This is a genomic window from Thauera sp. 28, assembly GCF_000310145.2.
Lineage (GTDB): Bacteria > Pseudomonadota > Gammaproteobacteria > Burkholderiales > Rhodocyclaceae > Thauera > Thauera mechernichensis.
Window position 1 is genome coordinate 49592 of record NZ_AMXA01000001.1, and the last position, 21219, is coordinate 70810.

Genomic DNA, 21219 nt, shown 5'->3' on the forward strand with positions numbered 1-21219 from the left:
ATTGTCCCCAACAACCCCGTACGGAGACCCCATGAGCAAGCGCTACGTATTCCATGCCGGCGAAGCCACGGTGCTCGCTGCCGAAGGCCAGTTCACCGACGCCATGCCCGAGATCCTGATCGGGCGTACCGATGGGCCGGTCGGCCAGGCCTTCGCCAACATGATGGCGCAGAGCAAGGGCCACACCGCCATGTTCGCGATCCGCGCCTGCAACCAGATGGTGCGTCCGGTTACCATCACGGTGCCCAAGGTCACGCTCAAGGACTCGGCCAACATCGAGCTCTTCGGCGGCGTGGTGCAGTCGGCCACCGCCGATGCGGTGCTCGACTGCGTGATCGAGGGCATCATCCCGCGCGCTGTGGCCGACGAGCTGTGCATCATCAGCCTGGTGTGGATCGACCCGCGCTGCGCCAAGGACCCGAACCTGGACAAGAAGGACATGTACCGCACCAACTACGAGGCGACCAAGCTGGCGATCCGGCGTGCGCTCGACGAGCAGCCGAGCCTCGACGAGCTGATCGCCAACCGCCACACCATCAAGCACGACATGGACGACTGGAGCTGAGGCGCCCGCCATGACCTGCTTTGCCCTGCTCGACGACTGCCACGCCACCGCCACCGCGCCCACCAGCCGGCTGTACACCGGCTTCGTGCGCGAGCACCGCTGCGACGACCCCGCCACGCTGGACGCGGTGTGGGCGGCGGCCGACCGCGACCTGCGTGCCGGCCTGCATGCCGTGGTGCTGGCCGACTACGAGTGGGGCGCGCGCCTGCTGCAGGCCGGCCACGAACGGCTCGCGCCCGCCGACGGCGGCAGCCTGCGCGTGCTGATGTTCGCCGAGCTGCAGCTGCTCGGCGTCGACGCCGTCGATGCCTGGCTGCTTGCGCGCGAGCAGGACGAGACCGGAGCCAGCCATGGCAACGATGGCCGCGCGCCGGCGCCCGCGGGCGTGCTCGATATCCGTCCCTCGGTCGACCACGACGCCTTCTGCGCTGCGATCGCGCGCATCCACGCTGCCATCGGCGAGGGCGAGACCTACCAGGTCAATTACACCTACAGGCTGGACTTCCGCACCTTCGGTGCGCCGGTGAGCCTTTACCGCCGGCTGCGCGCCCGCCAGGCCGTGGCCTTTGGTGCCTTCATCGCGCTGCCGCCGGGCACGGCCGGACCCGACTACGTGCTGTCGTGCTCGCCCGAACTCTTCCTGCGCAACCGGGGCGGGTGCCTGTCGGCGCGGCCGATGAAGGGCACCGCGCCGCGTGCGCGCGAGGCCGAGGGCGACAGCGAGATTGCCCGCATGCTCGCCGGTGACACCAAGAACCGCGCCGAGAACCTGATGATCGTCGACCTGCTGCGCAATGATCTCGGCCGCATCGCGCGCACGGGCAGCGTGCGTGTGCCGGCGCTGTTTTCGGTCGAGGCCTACCCGACCGTGTTCCAGATGACCTCCACCATCGAGGCCGAGCTCCCCGACGACACCGGCTTCCCCGCGCTGCTGCGCGCGCTCTTCCCCTGCGGTTCGATCACCGGCGCGCCCAAGCACTGCACCATGCAGATCATCGCCGAGCTGGAGGACACCCCGCGCGGGCTGTACACCGGCAGCATCGGCTGGATCGACGCGCCGACGCGTCCGCACCAGGCCTGTGGCGATTTCTGCCTGTCGGTGGCGATTCGCACGCTGACGCTGCAGCGGCGCGCCGACGCGGCCCAGGGCGCCGGCTGGGACGGCCGCATGGGCGTAGGCGCGGGCATCGTCATCGATAGCCAGGCGGAGGAGGAGTTCGAGGAGTGCGCGCTCAAGGTGCGCTTCCTGACCGGGCTGGACCCGGGCGTCGGCCTGTTCGAGACCCTGTACGCGACGCGCGAGGATGGCATCCGCAATGTCGAGCGCCACCTTGCCCGCCTGGCTGCGAGTGCGGCGGCGCTCGGCTTCGCCTGCCCGCGGGCGGCGATCGTGGCTGCGCTGCGCCAGCAGGTGGCGGGGCTTGCGCCCGGCCAGCCCAGCCGCATGCGGCTGGCACTGCACAAGGACGGCCGCTTCGAGATCGTGGTGGCACCGCTCGAGGCGCTGCCGCCTGGGCCGGTCGAGGTGTTGATCGCAGCCGCACCCATCGGGGACGTACATGGCCTGCTCGCCCACAAGACGACGCTGCGCGCGCGCTACGACGCGGGCATCCGCGCCGCGCAGGCCCGTGGCGCCTTCGATACGCTGTTCTTCGACGCCGACGGCTGCTTGACCGAGGGCGGACGCAGCAACGTCTTCCTGCGCATCGATGGCGCATGGCTCACCCCGCCCGCCGGGCGCGGCGTGCTGCCGGGCACCATGCGCGCCGCCGTGCTCGACGACCCCGAGTGGGCCGCGCGCGAACAGCCGCTGCGCGTGGAGGACCTGCTGCGTGCCGAGCGCATCGTGCTCACCAATGCGCTGCGCGGCACGCTCGATGCGTGCCTGGCGGCGGGCGAGGCCGAGCGCTGGCGAGCCCGGCAGACGACCGCGGCAGCGGATGGCGCCGAGTACCACGCGCGTGCGGACCGTGGCTGAAGGGCGCGCGCAGCGCGCACGCGGGGAGCATGACCACGAGGCCGCCGACCGCGGAGCGCCCGGTCGCAGCGCGTTCGACCTCGCTCTGTTCGATCTCGATTTCACCCTCATCCCGTCGGACAGCGGCTTGCGCTGGGCGCGCTTCATGGTGGCGGAGGGCGTGCTGCCGGGCGGCAGCGACGAGGCCTACCTGAACGTGTGCCGAAGCTACGTCGCCGGCCGGATCGACATCGAGACACTGCATGCCTTCGCCGCGCGCACGCTGCTGGCCGTGGACGCGGATGCGATTCCCGGCCTGCAGGCACGCTTCGAGGCGGCGGTGCGCGCCGAACTGCCGGCGGCGGCGCGCGACCTGGTGGCGCAGCACCTCGAGGCCGGCGCGCTGTGCTGCATCGTCACCACGACCAATGAGATCGTGGCGCGTCCCTATGCTCGCGCCTTCGGTATCCCCAACCTGCTGGCGAGTGTGCCGGCATGCGAGGACGGTCGCTTCTGCGGGGCCTACGTCGGCGCGCTGTGCCATGGCGCAGGCAAGGTCGCGCGTGTGGAAGACTGGTTGCGCGGCAGTGCGGCGCAGGGGGGCGTATCGCGTCCGCGGCGCAGCATTTTCTATTCGGACTCGGCCAGCGACCTGCCCTTGCTGGAGTGGGCGGACGAGGCGGTGGCGGTCCGCCCCGATGCCCGTCTGCGCGCCCACGCCGAACTGCGCGGCTGGCGCATCATCGACGCGCCAGCCTGAGCCGCAGGTTCAGAAGAACTGCGCTACGAGCATGAAGTGCAGCTCGTGGCGACCCTCCTCTCCAGGCACGCGGTTGAAGGCGCGCGCATAGGTGAGGCGGGCGTCGACGCGCTCGCCAAGTGCGGCGCGCACGCCCCAGCCGGCGCTGCCGAGGTGGCGGTGGCGCGGCTGGCGTGAGTTTGATATAGGGGATGGCGTCACCCGGCCGTGGTCGGCAAAGAAGAAGCCGGTGGCGCGCAGGGCGGGGCGATTGCCCTCGGCGGCGAGCGCGATGAGCGGGTGATGGAGCTCCAGGTTGGCGATGAAGCCGCGGTCGCCCGACCAGGCGCCGGACTTGTAGCCGCGCACGCTGTATTCGCCGCCGAGCTGCAACTGCTCGCCCGAAGGCAGCGGCCCGTCGCTGCTGTGCTGGTAGTTCAGGCTGCCCTGCAAGGACCAGTTGGGCGTGATGGCCTGGATGCGGCGCAGGAAGGCGCGGCCGAGCGTGTAGTGCTCGCGCTCGAAGCCGCGCGCGCGCCCGGCGCTCAGGTGGTAGGTCGCGATCCAGTAGCCGTGGTCGTCGGCGGCCTGGTGCTCGATCCCCACGCTGCCGTCGCGGGTGCGCGTCTTCTGAAGGAAGACTTCACTTGTCCAGTTCTTGGTCTCGCGGTGCTTGGTGCCGATGACGAGGTCGGTGCGCGAGCGCTCGCCGAGATGAACAGGCTGGCGCAAGGCGGCGACGAAGCCGGCGGAGCGGCCGGTGATGTCCAGAACGCGCAGCGGCCCCTTCTTGATCTCGACCTCGTCGCTGTAGGCCGCCACGCTCAGCCTGCCGCCGCTGGCGTTGACCGGGAAGGCGTAGCCGAGCGAGTAGCTTTCCTGCCCGCTGGCCCGGACGAAGCCCAGGCTGAGCTCATCGCGAAAACCGAGCAGGCTGCGGTTGGTGTATTGCACACCGGAGCGCCACAGGCCCGAGCCTTCGCTGCCGCCATTGTCGAGGGTCAGGCGCAGCAGGTGGCGCGGGGGCTCCTCGACCAGGATGCGCAGGTCCGAGGTGCCGAAGCGCGTGCCGGCGGCCAGCTCGGCGCGCAGCTGCGCGTCCTGGGTGCGGTTGAAGCGGCGCAGATCCTGCTCCAGCACGGGCAGGTCGACGAGCTCGCCCGGGGTGAGGCCGATGCGGCGGGTGATGAAGGCTGCATCGGTGCTGCTGTTGCCGTCCACGCCGATGTCGCCGACGCGACCCTCGACCAGGCGGATGTCGACCACACCGTCGGAGACGTCCTGCGGCGGGATGACGGCGCGTGCGGTGACGATCCTGCGTTCGCGGTAGCGCGCGTTGATGCGGTCGACCAGTTCGAGCAGGTCGGCGAAAGCGATCTCGCGGCCGACATAGGGTGCCGCCAGTTCAGCCAGTTCGGCCTCGGTGAGGATCTCCGAGGGCGTGAAGCGGATCTCACCGACGGCGAAGCGCACCGGGGGTGCCGCCGGGCGCGGGGCTTCGGGCGGTAAGGTCTCGCGCACCGGGTCGGTGACCTCCTGGCGCTGGAGTTGCTCGAGCTGCCGCCTGCGCTCGTCCTCGTCGATGCGGCGCTGCTGCAGGGCGCCGGGGTCCGCTTGAGGCGGCAGGATCTGCGCCAGGGCAGGCGACACCCAGAGCGTTGCTGCCAGGATCAGCACGGGTTTCATGGCTGCGAGTTCTCCACAGGATGGCATTTGTCGGTGCAGCTTCATTGCGTCTCCGTGTCAGTCGCGACCGGGTTGGCGTCGACGCTGACCAGGCTTTCTTCCTCATCCTCGCGCGGTGCCCCTGCAGCGGGCGGCGCGAGATGGAACTCGGCCAGTACGCGCTCGGTGTATTCGACCACGCTCAGCTGCGGGCCGTCGGGGCCGAGCACCTCGTGCGAGGCACGGCGGTCGATCACAAAGCTGTCGGTGGCGATCAGGTTGCGGTCAAGCTTGAGGGCGAAGGCCGGGCCGCCGGAGTAGAGCTGCGCATCGTAGCCCTGCAGGCGGAAGTTGTGCTGGTCGATCAGCAGGCGGGTCTGCGGATTGGTGACGACGACGCGGTCGCCGACCTGGAACTGATCCACCTGCAGCGTGCCGACCGGTATGTCGATCCTGCCCGTGAGGGCGGCGATGCGGTCGAAGTGGAAGCCGCCCAGCCCGCTCAGCGTCAGGTCCATGGCCGAGGCCATCCCGCCGCCGTAGCCGCCGATCGCGCCGAAGATGGGGGCGCTACCGCTGGCGAAGACCTGGGCGACGATACGGTCTGCACTCAGACGCAGGTCGCGACCGACTTCGAGGCGATCGACGTCGATGCGGTCGCGTGCGCCGATCGAGACCTCCGTCGCCCGCAGCTCGCCGATGCCGACACTGCCTGAAGGGACGTCGACATCGAGGTTGCGGGCGTCGATCGAACCGATATCGGCGTCTCCATTCATGGCGCTGAGCTCGACGTCGCGTCCGCTGATGGCGCCCACGCGCAGGTCGCCGTCATCGGCAGCGAGCTTCACGTCTTCGCTCAGGCTCGTGACCGACTGGGCGCTGATCGAACCGGCGGCGCGGATGTCGATTTCGCGCTCGGCGTGTACGTCGCCCATGATCAGGGAGCCCGGCGAGTCGATGTGGATGAGCCCGCCCGCACTGGCGTTGAAGTTGAGTACGTCGATGTCGAGCGGGTTGCCGCCGATCTGGCCACCCGCACGGATGGTGAGCGTCGCCCCGGGGGCGGTGTTGGCGATGATGTCCAGACGGGTGTCGCCGCCGTCATACACGCTGCCGCCGGCGGTGATCAGGATCGCGCTCTCGGTGGGGTTGCCGGTGAAGATGCCGGTGATGACGGCGTCGCCATCGGTGCGCAGGTCGATCGTGCCGACATCGACGCGCATCTGCGCTGCGTGGATGCCGTCGCCAGCGTCCTGCATGAGCAGGTCGCGTGCCTTCAGGAACACGCCCAGCGTCGTCGCATGCACGTCGGCGAACGGGGTCAGCACCATCTGCGCGCCGGCGACGAGGCTGATCGGGCCCGGGCCGCTGACGCGGCCGTCGATGAACATGAAGGTGGCCGAGGACAGCGCGACCGCGTCGCCCGAGCGCACGGCGCCGATGTTGAAGAACTTGCCGAGCGTGCCGTTGAGATGGACGCCGTTGCCGAAGCCCTCCGTGCTTGCAGAGATGCGGCCATCTTCGTCGGAGAGCGCGACGTCGAGCGGGTTGTCCGCGCTGCCGATCTCGCCGCCGCTGGCGTTGAGACTGACGTTGCGGGCCAGGATGTTGAGATCGGGGGCGAGCGGGTTCTCGGTGAGCTGGAAGTCCAGGATCGAGCCTGAAGCGTCCAGGCGCACGTCGCCGATCGAGAACACGGTGTCGACGAACAGGCCGGACGAGGCCGCCAGCCAGATGTCGGAGCCGGCGCGTGCGATCAGTCCGGCACCGTCGCTGAGCTGGATGCCGAGCGGCGTCAGGAACAGCTTGTCGCCGTCGAGGGTGCCGCCGATGCCTCCGCTTGCCGCCTCGAGGATAATGCGTCCGCCACTGTTGATGTGGACTGCGCTGGCGCCGGAGTCGATGCCATGCAATGCGCCGGCGACCTTGATGCGGACCTCGTCGCCGGCGCTGACCTGGCCGATGCGCAGGCTGCCCTCGGAGCCGATGAAGACCTTGCCGGCGGCGGTGGCGTGGAGCGTGGCGGGATCGTCCGGGTCGCGGTTGGCGACGTTGAGCGGTTGCGGCTGGCGGATGGTGACGAAGCGCGGGTTGTCCTCGTCGTCCACGATCGCGTCACCGCGTTCCACTGCGGCGAGTGCTGCCTTTTGCGCCTTGGTCAGGGTGTCGATGCCCGCGATGGTGTCGATGACCTGGTCCGGGCCGTAGCGGCCGATGTCGTCGCCGGCGACCAGGGTGACCGTGCGGCCGACGACATTGGGTGCCTTGATGGTGGTGACGGTGTCGGTGATCTCCTTGAGCAGCCCGGCGCCGACCGATAGCAGCAACTGTGCGTCGGTCCATTCAGAGCCGCGGGTGATCGCGGTGATCTCCTCCGCGCTGAGGCGGCTGCGGTAGTCGAAGTCCTCGTCGAAGGTGCTGGTGTAGCTGCCCACCTCCTCGTGCAGGGCGCGGTATTGCTGGGTGCGCTTGTCGGCGAAGGCGGCGATGTCGGCCGCGTCCATGCCGGTGTCGCGCAAGGCCTGCTCCTCGGTGGCGGTCAGCGCGTATTCGAACGTCGGGTCGTAGCTGGCTCCGCCATCGGCCTGGCGGACGCGGAACTGCCAGTACAGCCGGTAGTTGTTGCTGCGTCCGTTGGCGTAGGCTTCGACCGCTTCCTGCGCCTTGGCGTCGGAGCCGCGCGCAGCGCCGGTGATGGGGTCGTTCGGCTGCTGGCGCAGGCGCATTTCGTCCCACAGCGCAGCGAGCTCGTCCTCCGTGCGGGTGTCGACCGTGGCGAAGGGGTTGTTGTCGATCACGCTGCCGGTGGTGGTGATGCGTACGTCACCGCCGAGCGATTCCACGCCCACCACCAGCAGGTCGCCGGTGTAGATGTGCGCGGCCAGCGGATCGGCCAGGTTGGCGATGTTGATGTCGCCGCGCGCCTGTGCCGAGAGGCCGTGGCGGGCGAGCACGGCGGCGTCCTCGCTCGTCGTGTAGCCGCTGCGGATGCGCAGCGGATCGCCGCCCAGTGCGTCGAGACGGCCGATGCTGCCGTTGGCGCTGCTGAGGTCGATGCGGCGGGCCTGCACGAGGGCGCTCGCGTCGCGGCCGACGATGTCGCCCGCAGACTCGAGGACCACCTTGTCGGTCGCTGCCGAGCCGATGGTGCCGACCCTGAGGTCGCCGATCGTCTGCTCGAGGTAGATCGACCCGCTCGTGGTGCCGGCATTGACGACGCCGCCCTCGGACTGACGGATGCGCAGGGCCTGGTCGGGTGTGCCGTCCGCGTGCAGGCTGCCGATCCCGGTGCCCGCCGACAGGTCGATACTGTGTCCGCCCAATACCGCGGACGGCCCGTTCTGGGTCAGGCTGCCGGCGCTGCTGACCGTGGTGTTGCCACCGCGGTTGTTGACGCTGCCGTTGAACATGACGTCGCCGACCGAACTGATGTCGACGCGTCCCTCGTCGAAGCCGATGTACTCGATGCCGATGCGGTAGTCGCCGCGCACGCTGTCGGTGGTGGTGTACTTCTTGCCGGTGGTGACGCTGAACTCCTGGTAGTAGCGCGCCGAGATGCACAGCGACCACCAGTTGCACTCGCGCCAGCTGCGGCCCGGCGTGAGCACGCTGCTGACCGTCTCTTCCTGCGTGCGCGGGCCGCCGGGGAGGTAGTGGTAGTCGGCCGCCGGATCGACGACGAGGAAGGCGTCGGTGAGCAGCGGGTCCTTGGTGCGCTCGATCGAGCGCAGGCGATAGCCGTCGAGCGCCTTGCCGCTGAGGATTGCGGTGCCGAACCAGCCGGTCTGCGAGTAACGATACTCGTCGATGCGCACCTCGTCGTAGCCGGTGGTGACCACGTAGCGCAGGCCGCTGACCGGGTCGTACCCCTGGGTGCCGGTGCGCGCCTCGCCGTCCGCGCGGGTGCGCGAAACCGGCTCGCTCAGGATCGGCGCCCCGGTCGCCGGGTCGATGCCGCGGATGTCGGTGATGTTGATGCGCCCCTTCACGCCGAGGCCGGCATCGAGTGTGTTGACCAGCAGGGTCTTGCCGGTCTCGTTGTCGATCTTGATGCGGCCGTAGCCGTCGAGCACGCGCAGGCGACCGCCGCCCGACTGGCTGGTGCTGAAGATCTGGCCGAAGAGCTCGATGTAGCCGCCCTGCACCTGCACGCCCGACAGCTCGAGCCTGTCGTGCAGTGCGTTGTAGCGCACCGTGATCGACTCCCAGGCGTCCCACTCGGCGCTGCCGAGCCCGGCGACCGTGGCGCCGCTGACCGTGTAGTACTCGCTGCCGGTGCTGGTCCGGCCCTCGAGAACCTGCAAGGCGTAGTCGTCGCGCGCGTCGGCGAAGCTGCCGGTGCCGCCGCCGGGCAGGCTCACGGTGGCGCCTTCGGGGATGCGTACGCCCCATTCGGCGATGCCGCTCTGGATGGTGCCGTTGATGTTGAGGTAGCGCGCCGCGATCAGCACGCTGCCATTGGCGATGATGCCGCCCACCGGCTCCGTCGCTGGGCGTTCGATGCTGTCTACGTTGGCCGGGAAGGGGTCGGTTGGGACGCCCGGGATGACCTTCAGCGGTTCGCCCGCGGCGTGCCAGGCGCCGTCGGTGTAGCTCTGCACGAAGTCGCCATTGCGCGTCTTGACCTCGACACGGTCGGCGCGGATGGTCGCGGTTTCGACCGGTGTGATCAGGCTGCCGTCCGGCTTGCGCTTCTGCTCGAGGCGGATGCTGCCGGCGGCGCTGTCGATCTTGACCAGGCCGCGCAGGTTGCTGATGTCGCCGCGCAGGATGATGTCGGGTGCGAGCGGGCGGATGCCGTCGGCGCGCATCGCATCCTTCTCGGCTTCGCTGATGTCGAGCGGCGAGAACAGGCTCTTCACCAGGATCACCGGCTCGCCGGCGCCGCTCGTCTCCGCGGTCGTGATCGACGAGAAGGCGGCCGTGCCCGCGCCGCGGTTGATGCGAGCGATGTCGGCGTTGGCGTTGACCTCGACGCCATTGAAGAACAACTTGCCGCCTTCATTCGGTGCAATCGTCATGTTACCGAGGATGAGGACATTCGGCCCGTAGTTGGTGATGGTGATGCTGGCGTCGCCCGGGGCGTCGAGCACGCCGGTCCCGGTCAGGCGGTTGCCGCGCACGTCGATGTTGCCGAGCTTGGCCACGCTGTCGCTGATCTTGAGCACGCGCGCGATCGGGCCAGCCAGGGGTACGTTGCTGAACGCCCCGGCGGTGATGTCGCGGTCGAGATCCGTGATCTGCGCGTTGAGGTCGGTCAACCTGGCATCCAGGTTGGGGTAGGCTGCGACGATGCTGCCCAGTTCCGCGGGGATGTCGACGTCGCGCCGCGTCTCCTTGGTCGTGATCAGCCCTTCGCGAACGGCGATCTGGCCTTCGCGGTCGGTGATCAGGCCGTTCAGCCGGGTAATCTCGGCTGCGTCGTCGGTGTCGTCGGGGTCCAGGCCAACCAGGTCAGTCTCGAATCCTTCGATCTCGGTCTTCAGGCTGGTGATCTCAGCCTCGAGAGCGGTGATCTCGGCCGGAATCTCCGCGAGCTCAGTGTTCAGGGCGCTGCGTCGATCGACCTGGGCGTTCAGCTCGGTGCGTGTGTCCTGCATCGCGCTGAGCGATTGCTGGGCGACTTCGAGCGGGCTTTCCGGCGGCACGCTGCTGAAACCCGGCTGGCTGGGGTCGCGTGGGAAGCCCATCTCGTCGAGCTTGCGTTCGAGGAAGCGGACTTCGGAGCGGTAGGCTTCGGCGGCGATTGCCGCGTCCGAGCTGGGGTTGCCCACCGAGTACTGGCGGATGAGCTCCTCGAGCATCGCGATGCGGTCGAGGATGTCGGTTGCCAGGCCGATGAAGTCCCGGTCGAGCACCGAGATCCCGTCGGTATGGGTTTCGCTGCCGTCGAGCGCAATGGTCAGCCACTGTTCGCGATTGATGCCGACCTCCACGCGACCGTCGACATGCACGCTGCTGTCCTGGTTGACCACCGAGCGCCCGGTGCGGGTCTCGAAGCTGACGTCGTCGCCGCCGAAGAGGTTGCTGAACCAGCTCGCGATCGCCGCCAGGGTCTCGCGGTAGATGTCCTTGCCGATGCCCACGCCCGAGGCGGTGTTCGAGCCGCGGTCGGCATGCAGCGCAGTGTGGCGTACCGACAGGATCTCGGCGCCAGCGGCGACCGAGAGGTGGCTGCCGGCGTTGACGAAGGCGTCGGCGACGGGGTCGCGATTGACCGGGATCGCCGTGTTGTTATAGACGTCGGTGCGTGCCCTGGCCGATGCGCTGCTCCCCGCGCCGTTGGTGGCAGCGCCTGCGGACAGCTTGATGTCGTTGCCCGACTTCAGGGTGGCGTCACCGATGGTGACGCGGTTGTTGCCGATGTAGCTCGACACGCTGCTGCCTTCGGGCGCGACGCCGACGAGGCCATAGACGTCCACCGCGGACTGGGTGGACAGGCTGGCCACGGTACGGCTACCGAGGGCGATGTTCCAGGCGCTCTCGATGTGGGCGCCGTTGGCCACCTCGACTGCGGCCAGGGGGGTCTGGCCGGTGGCGCACACGATGCGCCCGGCCGGGCACACGGTGATGATCTCGGATTCCCCGCTGGCCGCGGAGACCGCACCGCCCGAGGTCATCGTGACCCGATCCGAAGCATTGATGTGGTTCGCGGCGTCGATGGCGACGCCCGCGACCAGGGCCGCCGGATCGCGCGGCGTGATGTTCGCGCTGGCGCCGACCCTGGCGCGGGTGTCGGCGAGCAGGCGCGTCTGGCTACCGGCTGCGGGGAAGTCGGCCAGGCCACCCGAGCTCGATTCGACGTTCCAGGCCGGGCGCGAGATGCCCGACCCGGCCAGCAGGCCGGCAGGGGCGCCCTTGGTGAGCGTGGTTGCCGCATTGAGTTCGACACGGTCGCCCTTGACCCTGGCGTTGTCGCCGATTTCGGCGAGCGTCCTGCCGAAGGCGAAGTTCTCCGCGTTGGCGCCGCTGACGCCGATCAGCGAGGCGTTGAGGTTGCGCATCCAGCTGTCGAAGGACAGCGCCTGGGTCGCGTCGATCCTGAGCGTGCCGACTTCGAGCATGCGTGCATCGGCCGGATGGCTGGCGCTGTAGCGGCTGCCGATACGGGCGATGGTGGTGCCGACGGTCGAAGTGTAGGACGCGGAGAAGGGCACCGACACCAGGCCGCCCGCGCCAGCCACGCCGTGCGCATGGTTGGTGCTGTTGCCGTTGGCCAGGACCTGCAGCGTGCCGGCGCTTACGCCGACGCGGTCGCCGAGCGTGGCCTGGCTGAGCGTGCTGGAACTGGCCGTGGCCTTGTTCGCCCCTATGGCGACGAAGCCGACCGAGACACCGGAGACGTGCGCCAGCTGGGCGCTGGTGTTGTCCGTCTGCACGGTGGCGATGCCGGTCACCGTGAGCAGGCTGTCGTCGCCCACGCCAGCGCGCACCTGGCCGGTGTTGCTGGCGAAGGACTGCGAGGCGTTGGCGCCGACCAGCAGGCCGCCCGCCGCACCCGAGGCGCTGGAGTAGGCCGAGCGCGCGATGCCGCCGGGCAGGCGCTGGCGCGCCATCAGGCTGAGGCTGGCGGACTCGATGCGGCTGCCGCTACCCACCGTGGCATCGACCTGCGGCGACACGCGTGCGCGCGCGATCGAGGCGCCGACGGCGCCACCGAGGCTGACGTTGATCCCGGTTGCGCTGGCATGGGCCGCGGTGGCAGCGTCCGCGTCGATGAGCACATCGTCACTCACCTTGATGCGGGCGTCGGTGCCGGTGCTGGCGCCCACTGCCGTCTCGATGGTGGCGGTGGCGACCGTGCCGCTCGCCGCCAGCCCAAGCCCACCCTTGGCCGCGAGGGCCTTGGCGGACACCTCGTGGTGGGCGTCCGCAGTGGCTTCCAGGCGGCCGACGCTGCGCCCCGCGGTCTGGCCGACGCGGACCTCGTTGCCGACCTTGGCTTGCGTGCGGCCGGTGATCTCGGCGGTGGTCACCGAGGCGCCGGCCGCGATCAGGCCGACGCTTGCACCTGCGGTCTCGGCGCTCAGCTTGCGCGTATCGTCGGCATCGACGCGCACGCTGCCAGCCTGCTCCACGATCACGCCTTGCTCGAAGCGGGCCTCGACATGCGCACCGGACTTGAGCACGGCGACGGCAGCGTCCACTGCCAGGATGCCGCCGGTGCCGGCAAAGGCGAGCGAATCCAGGTCCTCGTCGAGCGCGGCGGATACCGACACCGTGCCGGCATCCCCTGCATTGAGCGTGGTGCCGGTGTCGACGAAGGCCGTGGTGTGGCTGCGGAAGCTGGTCACGCCAACCCCTGCGCCCAGGCCGATGGCGCCTATTGCCAGACCGCCGTTGAGCATGTCGAAGCGCACATGCTGGCGCGCATCGACATCGATATTGCGGCCGGCCTCCAGCGTGCTGCGCTTGCCGACGAAGGCTGCGGTGCCCGCGGGCAGCAGCCGGGTCTCGGTGGCGGTGAAGCTTGCGCTGGCCGCCGTGTCGGCGCGTTCGGTGGCGACCCGCGTCGATGCGTTGCGGATGCGGCTGTCGCTGTAGCCATTGAGCACGCTGCTGATGCTGCCGTTGGTGGCCTGGCCGTCGACGTAGCTGCCGGCGTTGCCATCGTCGGTCTGCAGGCGGCGCTGGGCGTCCTCGTCAAGCCCGCTGCCCACCGAATACACGCCGACTGCCCCGGCGAGCGCGCCGAGCCCGCCGGCGGCGCTCACCACGTAGGTGTCGATGTCGGTCTTTGCGAGCGCGTTGACGTCGATGTCGCGGCGGGCCTTGACCGTGGCATCGTCGCCGATGAAGGCCGTGGTGTCGTTGCGGATGATGCCGACATCCACGGCGCCGGCGATCCCCACCGCACCGACGCCGAGGGCGCCCGACACGTTGAAGAGGCGCAGATCGTTGCGCGCGCTGACGTTGACGTCCTGGTCGTCGTGCGCTGCGCCAGCCTGGGTGTTGATCTGTGCGCCGTTGCCGATGTAGGCCAGGGTGTCCGAGTCGACCGTCGCCACCGAGGCGGCGCCGGCGAAGCCCACATACAGCCCGCCTGCACCTGCCGCGGAGACGGTGAACAGGTTCTCGTGCGAGCGTGCCTGGACCTGTACGCCGCGCATCGCGGTGGTGAGATCGACCCCGTCGCCCGAGTAGGCGGTGAGGGCTGTGCTGCCCTGGCCGCGGCCATCGACGACAGCGCGGTTGCCGATCCAGGCGCGTGTGTCCTTGTCGATCAGGGTGATGCCGACGCCGGCGCCGATGCCGCCGCCACCGATGCCGAGCGCGACGGTGCCGGCGACCAAGGTGGTCGCGGTGTCGTCATCGGCCTTGACCACGACGTTGCCGCCAGCATCCACGACGGCATCATCGCCGATCGAGGCCCAGGTCTGGTTGTCGAAGCTCAGCACCGACACGCTGCCGGCAACGCCGACGGTGCCCGATGCGCCCAGGCTGGCGCTCACCGAGACGACCTCCTGCACCGAGTTGGCTGCGACCTCGACGTCGCGCGCGGCCTTGACGGTACTGTGGTCGGTGATGGTGGCGTGGGTGGCGTGCTTCATCACCGCCACGTCGGCACCCACCCCCACACCCACCGTGCCCGAGGCGGCCAGGGCGCCGGCAATGCCAAGGTGGAAGCTGTCGTTGCCGGCGGCGACCAGCACCGATTGCGCGCTGTCGGCGCCGCTGTTGTCCGCATTGATGCTGACGCCGCTGCGGGGCGTGCCCGCGGCGACGTCGATGCTGCCGATCGAGGCGCGGGTGTCGGTACTGTGCACCGAGACCTCGCCCGACAGCGTCACCGCCCCGGTGCCTGCTGCGGCGCCAGTGACGGCGAAGCCCTTGATGTCGTCTCGGTTGACCGCGGTGACCGCCAGGCCGCGGTGGTCGCGTAGCTGCGAGGCGCTGCTGCGGGTGCTGCCGAGCGCAGGACTGCCGCCCGCCAGGCTGTCCTTGCCGTTGCTGGGTGTGATCCCGGGCGCGGCGACTTCGCCCGCGCCGGCGCTGGTGGCGGCGTATGAGACACCGAAGTTGCCGCTCGCCACCTGCGTGGCGGCCGCCTTGCCGAGCGCGGTGGCCGATGCGCCGTCGTCGATCCAGGCATGGGTGGTCTTGTCCACCACGGCCACCGCCGCCCCGGCACCGACTGCGGCGGTGCCGGCTGCACCGATGGCGCCGGCGAGCAGGTCGAGGTCGCTGTCCGATTCGGCGGCGATGACGAGGTTGCCTTCGGAGTGCAACGCGCTGCCGGCCCCGGCCGAGGCCAGGGTGGCGACATCGAGCACCAACACCGAGGCTGAGCCCTGCACCCCGGCGGTACCGCCGGCGCTGACGCCGACGCCGATGGAGCGGATCTTCTCCGTGCTGACGGCGGTGATGTCGAGCGCGGCGCCGGTACGTGCGATCACGCCTTCACCCAGCCAGGCTGCGGTTTCCTTGTCGATGACCACGACGTCGGCGGCACCGCCGACGCCTGCCGTGCCACCAATGCCGACGGTGCCGACGATGGACAGCAGTTCGGTGTGTGCGCTCGCGCCGACCGCAAGCGCGCGCGTGCCCAGGGCAGCGCCGTCCAGGCCTGCGTTGATGCGCGCATCCTTGCCGATCCAGGCCTGCGTCACCGGGTTGTACACATTGACTGCAGCCGAGCCGGCGACACCCGCCGTGCCGCCGCCGGCGCCGCCGACCACCACCGAAGTCACGTCCTGAGTGGCGCCTGCGGCCACCGTGATGAGACCGGCAGCGGCGAGGTTGGCGTCCTGTCCGGCCCAGGCCTGCGTGACATTGTCGATGAGGAAGGTGCCTGCAGATACGCCCACGCCGGCTGTGCCGCCGATGCCGGCAACCCCGGCCACGCCGAGTGCGTCGAAAGTGTTGGCGGCCTCGATCCGGATGTCGCCGTTGCTGCGCAGCCAGCTGCCGTTGCCCGCGGTGGCCTCGACCGTGTTGTCGGAGAGGATCAGGCTGAGTACGCCGCTCACCCCCGCGGTGCCGCCTGCGCCCGCGCTGGCGGCGATGACCGCGAGGTCCATGGTGCTGGAGGCGTCGATGGCGATCGACGACGATTGCTCGATGCGCGCAGCGGCGCCCAGTGCGGCGCGCGTCACGCCTTCGTTGGCGATGTCTGCGCTGGCCACGCCGACGCCCACCTTGCCTGCGGCCGAGATGCCGCCGGCGAAGGCTTTCGCGGTCGAGGCGTTGCTGGCGATCAGGTCGACCGCGCCAGTGGTCGATACGCGTGCGTCGGCGTCGATGCCGGCCTCGGTCGTGTCCTCGAACACGTTGACCGAGAAGGCGCCGGTGACGGCGACCTGGTTGCTGCCTGCGCCCGCGATGGTTTCGGTGTAGTAGTTGTTCTGCCCGAGCAGCAACTGCAGGTTGGCGTCGGTGAAGCGGTCCTTGAGGCCCTCGAGCGACCAGTCGAAGGCGGCAGGGCCGGTGATGGCGTGATTGCGTCCTGCCACCTCCAGGCTCATCGCGGCAATTTCGGCCTCGCGGCCGATCCAGGCGCGGTAGGTGTTGTCCGACACCAGGACCGCGATCGAGGCGCCGACGCCGACCTTGCCGGCGAGCGCGGCGCTCCAGGCCTTGGCGGCCAGCTTGCTGGTGTTGTCTGCACTCACCCGCACGTTGCCGACTCGCGTGCCGCCGTCGATGTCGCCGATGCGGACCTCGTCACCGATCGATGCCTCGGTGGTCGATTCCGAGTTGGCGACCGCGAGCGCGCCGGCGATGCCGACCTTCTCCGCGCCTGCGCCTGCCACGCCCTCGGCGGCGAGCTTGTAGGCGAAGCCGGGCGAGGTGTTCTGTGCCGACGTTGCGCTGACCTCGATGTTGCCGGCGCGCACGATCTGGCTGCCGGCGCCGATCGCGGCCTGGGTGTCGTTGCGGGTGATGGCCAGCCCGACGCCCACGCCGATGCCGACCTTGGCGCTGTCCTGGAGCTTGGTCACGTCGAGCGTGTTGCCCAGCCCGCGGGCGCTGAAGTCGCTGCTGCTGGTCGCGCTCAGTGTGAGGTCGCCCCCAAGTTCGAGACGGCGACCGGCGGCAACGGTCGCGCGCGCGTCGTCGTCGAGCACGAGCACGCCGGCCGCAGCCGCGATGGCGACCTTGCTGCCGCTGCCTGTGGTTTCGGTGCCTTGCTGGGCGCTTTCGTTGTCCTTTAGCGTGCTGGTGGTGGCGGCCTTGTCGCGCTCGGTCGCGGTGGTCTCGTCTTCCGCCTTGCCACCGGCGGCGCTGGCCTTGGCGATGGCCTCGTAGCTGCGTGTGCTGGTGGCGGTGATGTCCACCTTGCCGTCGTCGCCGCTGGTTGTGGTGACGAGATCGCGCGCCAGGCTGGCGAGCGTGTGCGTGGTGCTGAGGATGATCGCGCCCGAGGCGCCGACGCCGACCTTGTCGGATTTGACGTCACCGGTGGCGCTGGCCTCGTGCTCGCCTGCCGAGCTGGCGCGGATCTCGACCGGTCCGGTTGCGGTGATCTGCGCGCCGGCTTCGACGATGGCCTCGGTCTTGAGCTTGAGGTCGGACAGCGCCACGACTGCGTCCAGCGCCACGCTGCCTTCGGCGCCTGCTTCGGCTTCGGCCTTGCTGTCGCTGCGCGCATCGGCGACGACCTGCAGCTTGTCGAGGTCGATCAGCTGGGCGCCGTTGCGCACCCGTGCGCGCACCAGGTCTTCGCGGAACAGGTTGAGTGCGACCGAGGCGCCGACGCCGAGCTTGCCGCCCGAGGCGGGCTCGTCGGGGAGCGCCGTGGCGCTGGTCTCGGACGCGCTCTCGGCGCGCAGCTCGATGTCGTGGCCGTCGGCGTCGAGCTCGGCGCCGCCATGGATCTCGGCCGTGCTGCGGGTGTCGATGAGGTTGAGGGCGAGGGCGCCGGCAATGCCGACCTTGCCGGCACCGGCGCCGGCCTTGGCCGAACTCGAGAAGCTGTTCACGGTGTCGCTGTCGACCGCGGTCATCAGCGCGCGTACCGCGATGCCCTCTGCGCGGACCTGGGCGTTGCCGATCCAGGCCGCGGTGTGGCTGGTGACGCTGTTGATCGCGACTGCAGCGCCGATACCCACCGTCGTGGTGCTGCCGGCGGCGCTGCCGTCGGCGCTCGCGCTGGCGTCGGTGTTGCCGGATGCTTCGACTTCCAGGGCCCCGGCCGCGCTCACATCGACCCCGTCAGCGATCGTGGCGGAGGTGCTGACCCGCGCTGAATTGACGGCCACTGCGGCGGCCACCGAGATCTTGCCTTCGCTGGTCTCGGCCGAGTCGGGCGCCTGGGTCTTGCTGTCGCTGCCATCCTTCTGCTTGTCCTGCGCGAAGCCCGCCTGGCGGCCGATCTCCTGGTCAACGCCGTCCTCGGGCGTGTCGTCGTCGCCGCCGTCCTTCTTCTCTTCCTTGCCGCCCTTGGCGCTGGCGGTGGCGTCGGCCGAGCTCGAATGCCGGCTCTCGGCAGCGACGCGGATCGTGCTGCCCGCGTGCAGGTCGCGCCCGACACTGGCGCTGACCGTCTCCGCGACCACGTTGACGGCAACACCGATGCCGATCGCCGCCTTCTCGCCGGTCGCCGAGCCCTTGGCGACGGTTTCGGTGGTGCTGGCGTGGCGCGCCTCGACGCTCACCGCGCCACTCGTATGCACCGCTTCGCCGCTGCCGATGTCGGCCAGCGTCTTGTTGTCGGCGACTGTGACCGCAGCGACCGGGGTGGCGGCAATGCCGCCCTCGGCGCCGGCCTCGGCCTCGGTACGGGCCGAGTAGTCACCCTCAGCCTTGACGTCGAGGGCGGCGGCATTGCGCAGGCGGGCGCCGTCTGCAAGCTGGGCGCGACTTTCGTTGCTGACGACGTTGACCGCGACCGAAGCGCCGACCCCCACCGTGTCACCGCTCGCGGTGGCATCCTCGGCCGGGGTGGCGCTGGCGTTCGAGGTGCTGCGGTTTTCGGCGTCAATGGCGACGTTACCGTTCTTCGCGTCTACGTCGCCCGCCGCGGAGATCGTTGCGTTGGTGAGGTTGTCGATGACGTTGATGGCCAATGCGCCGGCAACGCCGACGTCGCTCGCACCTGCGCCCGAGGTGGCCGTCGAGGTGAAGAGGTTGGTGTCGTCGCCTGCCGGCGTGCGCGCACTGGCCTCGATCCCGGCGGCCTCCACCTGCTGGGCGACGCGCGCCTCGTTGGAGACGCGGGCGAGGTTCAGCGCGACGCCGACACCGACGCCGACACTGCCACCGGCGCTGCTGCCGTCGGCCTCGACCTCGGCCTGGGTCAGCGCCGTGCCCGCCACCGTCAGTGCGCCGTCGCTCTGCAGCGGACGGCTGGCGTCGACGGCGGCCAGCGTGTGGCTCTCGAGGTCGCTCACCGCGACCGCTGCAGCCACCGTGACGCCGCCATCGGCGGTGGCGGCATCGTCCTTGTAGGTTTCCAGCGTCTCCTCGGTCTTGCTCTCTTCCGCGCCCTTTTCGGTGGCGCCGCCTGCCGCGGCCTTGGCCGAGGTGGCGACGAGGGTGGTTGAGGCCGCACGCACGCCGACGCCGGTTTTCCCGGACAGCCTGGCATTGTCGGCTGCACGGGCGCGGGTGGTGCTGCGCACGACGGTGACCGCGACGGCGCCGCCCACCGCCGTGTCGCCGCTGGCGGAGGCGTCGACAGCGGCATCCACCCGGGTGTTGTTGGTGGCGCTGAGATCGTTGCGGCCCAGCGCACTGCCCACCTCGCTGTCGCCCAGTACATCGACCGTGGCGGTGGTGTTGCTCGTCACCACGGCGACGCCTGCGTCGCCCGGCAGTTCGCCGAAGTCGGGCAGGCCCGGCCGTGCGCTCAGTTCGGCGTCGACACGGGCGGACAGCTCGGTGCCGGCGGTGCCGCTGAGCCGGCTGTTGCCGGCCACCTTCAAAGTGGCGGAAACATCGACGTCGACCACCGCGAGGGGAACGAAGTCCGGTGTCGCCACCGTGGCGACGGCTTCTGCGCGCACGGCCAGCATGCCGCTCGCCTCGAGCGTGGCGTCGTTGAGCTCGGCTTCGGCCGCGACCGTCTTGGTGACGACGGGGGAGAGGCTGCTGTCATGCTCGGCCTTCGCCGTGGCCGTGATGTCGCGGCCTGTGACGGTGGCACCCTGGATGCCGACCCGGGCCCGGGTGTCGCTCACCACGTCGAGCAGCCCGCCGCTGGCGGCGGCCTGCACGTTGACGTCGCCGCCGGCATGGCCGGCGCCGCCTGCGGCAAGCACGCGGGCGCCGCTGCCGAGCGTGACCGAGCGGGCCTCCAGGCTGATGTCGCTCGACGCACCCACCGAGGCGCCGCTGCGCAGGGTGGCGTCGCTGCCGTCGGCGACCCGGCGTGTCGACAGGGTGCCGGTGACGCTGATGTCGTCGTCGCCGACGATCAGGATGCGACCGTCGTGGACGGCCACGGTGCTGGCAGCGTCGAGGCCGTGAACATTGACGACGTCCTTGAAGTCGGGGTCGGTGCCGCTGAAGCGGGCGCCGGTGAACACCTTGCCGCCCACGACCACCGAGCCCGCGCTCACGGCGACCTGTTCGATGGCGTTGACCGTGCCGTCGATGCGCACCTGTGCGTCGCGGTTGCGCGGCGCGGTGCCGGCCACGAGCTGGGCCGAGCTTGCCTCCGCGCCGCCTGTGGCGCTGAAGAACTCATCCACGAACTGCTGGCTGGGCGTGGATACGTGCAGGCTGCCCACATTGACCACGCCGGTGTTGCTGACGATGAAGCCGTGCGGGTTGGCGAAGTAGACCTTGCCGCCGATCTTGCCGTCCTTGATTGCGTTGAGCATGCCGCCGATCGTTGTCGTCTGGTCGCGGACGAGGTTGATGAGCGCGGCCGCGGTGTCGGGCACATGCAGGTTGGCGACCTGGCCTTCGCCAACGTTGAACCGGCTGAAGGAGTTGAGTGCGTTGCCGTTGCCGAGCACCGTGCCGGTGTGGATGTTGACCACTGCGGCGCCCGCGTCGGGCATTACGGTGGTGAGGGTGCGGCCGTCGGGGACGATGGCCTGCGCCCAGGCCATGCAGGGCGATAGCCCATGGGCGACGATGAGTGCGCAGGTGACGTGGAAGACAATTTCCTTCGGGCGCGGCAAATCCGCGGCACCCATGTGCTGCTGTCCGTTGCGCATCGTTGTGACTCCCTCAGCCCCGCTCCGTTGCGGGTGTTGGTGGAACACGTCTCGACGCAGGTGCAGCGTGGCGGCCGAAGGCCTGCGGGACGTGATTACCCTTCAATCATAGGAACGATTTCACGATTTGCATCAAGATTTGTCAGCCTGGAATCCAGAAGAAAAGGCCGATCGAAGGGGCCTG

5 protein-coding genes are annotated in these 21219 nt (G+C 69.9%); 3 read left to right on the forward strand and 2 right to left on the reverse strand.

What is annotated here, in order from left to right:
• The first annotated feature begins 31 nt into the window (after positions 1-31).
• The 3 genes from fae to C662_RS00270 are packed head-to-tail and all read left to right on the forward strand — an operon-like array spanning position 32 to position 3282.
• Positions 32-565, forward strand: coding sequence for a formaldehyde-activating enzyme (gene fae / locus C662_RS00260; RefSeq protein ID WP_002923488.1), 534 nt, complete (start codon positions 32-34; stop codon positions 563-565).
• 10 nt (positions 566-575) lie between these two features.
• Positions 576-2543 carry an aminodeoxychorismate synthase component I gene (gene pabB / locus C662_RS00265; RefSeq protein WP_002923491.1) on the forward strand — a complete coding sequence of 656 codons (1968 nt, stop codon included), beginning with the start codon at positions 576-578 and terminating at the stop codon, positions 2541-2543.
• On the forward strand, positions 2536-3282 hold the full coding sequence (locus tag C662_RS00270; protein WP_232433181.1) for an HAD family hydrolase: 747 nt from the start codon (positions 2536-2538) through the stop codon (positions 3280-3282). Before pabB ends, C662_RS00270 begins: the two co-directional genes overlap by 8 nt.
• A gap of 9 nt (positions 3283-3291) precedes the next feature.
• On the opposite strand, the gene C662_RS00275 is transcribed toward C662_RS00270, so the two are convergent.
• Together C662_RS00275 and C662_RS00280 are read right to left on the reverse strand one after the other, a co-directional pair.
• Positions 3292-4947 carry a ShlB/FhaC/HecB family hemolysin secretion/activation protein gene (locus C662_RS00275; RefSeq protein WP_002923500.1) on the reverse strand — a complete coding sequence of 552 codons (1656 nt, stop codon included), beginning with the start codon at positions 4945-4947 and terminating at the stop codon, positions 3292-3294.
• A 41-nt stretch (positions 4948-4988) separates the two neighbouring features.
• Positions 4989-21035 (reverse strand): leukotoxin LktA family filamentous adhesin, encoded by a 16047-nt coding sequence (locus tag C662_RS00280; protein ID WP_002923505.1) that lies wholly within the window; start codon positions 21033-21035, stop codon positions 4989-4991.
• Positions 21036-21219: the final 184 nt, after the last annotated feature.

Excerpts from the sequence above, each read along its gene's own strand:
- fae (WP_002923488.1), top strand. The coding sequence starts at position 32 with ATGAGCAAGCGCTACGTATTCCATGCCGGCGAAGCCACGGTGCTCGCT.
- pabB (WP_002923491.1), top strand. The coding sequence starts at position 576 with ATGACCTGCTTTGCCCTGCTCGACGACTGCCACGCCACCGCCACCGCG.
- C662_RS00275 (WP_002923500.1), bottom strand. The coding sequence starts at position 4,947 with ATGAAACCCGTGCTGATCCTGGCAGCAACGCTCTGGGTGTCGCCTGCC.
- C662_RS00280 (WP_002923505.1), bottom strand. The coding sequence starts at position 21,035 with ATGCGCAACGGACAGCAGCACATGGGTGCCGCGGATTTGCCGCGCCCG.